The 1697-nt window shown below is 63.0% G+C and carries 1 protein-coding gene and 1 pseudogene; both read left to right on the plus strand.

Going from position 1 to position 1697, the window contains the following annotated elements; genetic code table 11:
- Positions 1-119: 119 nt before the first annotated feature.
- On the plus strand, positions 120-1214 hold the full coding sequence (locus tag AB4Z11_RS30910) for a hybrid sensor histidine kinase/response regulator (protein WP_442029892.1): 1095 nt from the start codon (positions 120-122) through the stop codon (positions 1212-1214).
- Positions 1211-1697 (plus strand): annotated as a pseudogene (locus AB4Z11_RS30915) (hybrid sensor histidine kinase/response regulator); the annotation flags it as partial. The gene AB4Z11_RS30910 and the pseudogene AB4Z11_RS30915, both read left to right, overlap by 4 nt.

The following is a 1697-nucleotide window of genomic DNA, read 5'->3' on the forward strand; positions in this document are numbered from 1 at the left end:
CTGTAAAAACGTTAATTACTGATAGCATGTGGCACCTCATGAGCGCGCCAGTTTACATCCTCGTCGTCGACGACACTGCCCCTGTAAAAACGTTAATTACTGATAGCATGTGGCACCTCATGAGCGCGCCAGTTTACATCCTCGTCGTCGACGACACTGCCCAGAACCTGATTGCCACGGAAGCCCTGCTGGCGCGGGAAGGCGTGTCCGTGCTGAAGGCCGGCTGCGGCAACGAAGCGCTGGAGYTGCTGCTGCAGCACGACGTTGCCCTGGCCCTGATCGATGTGCGCATGCCCGACATGAACGGCTTCGAACTGGCCGAGCTGATACGCGGCAGCGAGCGCACCCGCGGTACACCGCTGATCTTTCTGACCGCTGCCGCACCGGAGGCGGGCTTCAGTTTCCGCGGTTACGAGGCGGGCGCCGTCGACTTTCTGTTCAAGCCTGTCGACGCGCAAGTCTTACGCAGCAAGGTGAATATGTTTGTTGAGCTGTACCAGCAGCGCAAGCAACTGGCCTCGCGTCTCGAAGAACTGCAGCGCGCGCTCGACCTCAACGAAAAGTTCACCGCCGTGCTGGGCCATGATTTGCGCACGCCGCTGTCGGTGGTGATGAACGGCGCCATGCTGCTGCCGATGATGACCGACCATCCAAAAGTCGCGGTAACCGCCCAGCGCATCCAGAGCAGCGCCAAGCGCATGGGCCAGATGGTGGACCAGTTGCTGGACCTGGCGCGYATCCGCAAGGGCGATCTGCAACTGAGCCGGGGCGAGCATGACCTGTCGGCCATCTGCCGCCTGCTGGCGGGCGAAATGCAGCGCACCAGTGTCGACAGCCACGGCGACACAACCGCCTGGGTCGATGCCGCCGTCTTCACACAAGTCATGTCGCAAATGCTGGGCAACGCCTTGCAGCATGGTGCGCCGGAACACCTGGTACGCCTGCAAGTGGATGGCACCGACGCCACCTATATCGTGCTCCAGGTCAGCAACCACGGCGCCATCGCAGCGGAGCGCCTGCCTGGCATCTTCGAACCCTTCCAGCATGGCCGCGAAGCGCGCAAGGCAGGGCAGGGCCTGGGACTCGGACTGTACACCGCCTGCATGTTCGTCAAAGCGCATGGCGGCGACATGGCGGTCGCGACCGACGAGGAACGTGGCATCACGACATTTACCATTACGCTGCCGCGGCGGGCAGCGGTGAAAGCATCATGAATATGGCACCGGCACGCGGCGATAACCCGGCGACTGGCTGGCAGCCGCACGGCGGCGCCGTCACCGGCACTCTGGTGCGGGCGCTGGATTGGAGCGCGACAGCCATCGGTCCCATGTCGTGCTGGAGTCCCGCCTTGCGCAACACGGTTGACCTGGTCCTGAACACGCCCATCGCCATGGTGCTGATGTGGGGGCCATCGCATACCATGATCTACAACGATGGCTATATCGCGATTGCCGGCGCGCGCCATCCCCGGGCTTTGGGCGGCACCGTGCCCGAGATCTGGCCCGAGATCTGGGACTGGAACCGCGAAATGCTGACCGCCGGCCTGGGCGGCGAGATACGCCAGCACAATAACGTTGCGCTGACCTTGATGCGCAACGGTCATCCGGAAGAGATCTGGTTCGATCTGGCTTACACGCCGGTGTACCAGGACGACGGCAGCGTCGGCGGCGTGCTGTGCACCGTGCTGGAGGTTACCT

Origin of the sequence: Pseudoduganella sp. RAF53_2 (assembly GCF_052113985.1) — a bacterium.
Taxonomy (GTDB): Bacteria; Pseudomonadota; Gammaproteobacteria; order Burkholderiales; family Burkholderiaceae_D; genus Rugamonas.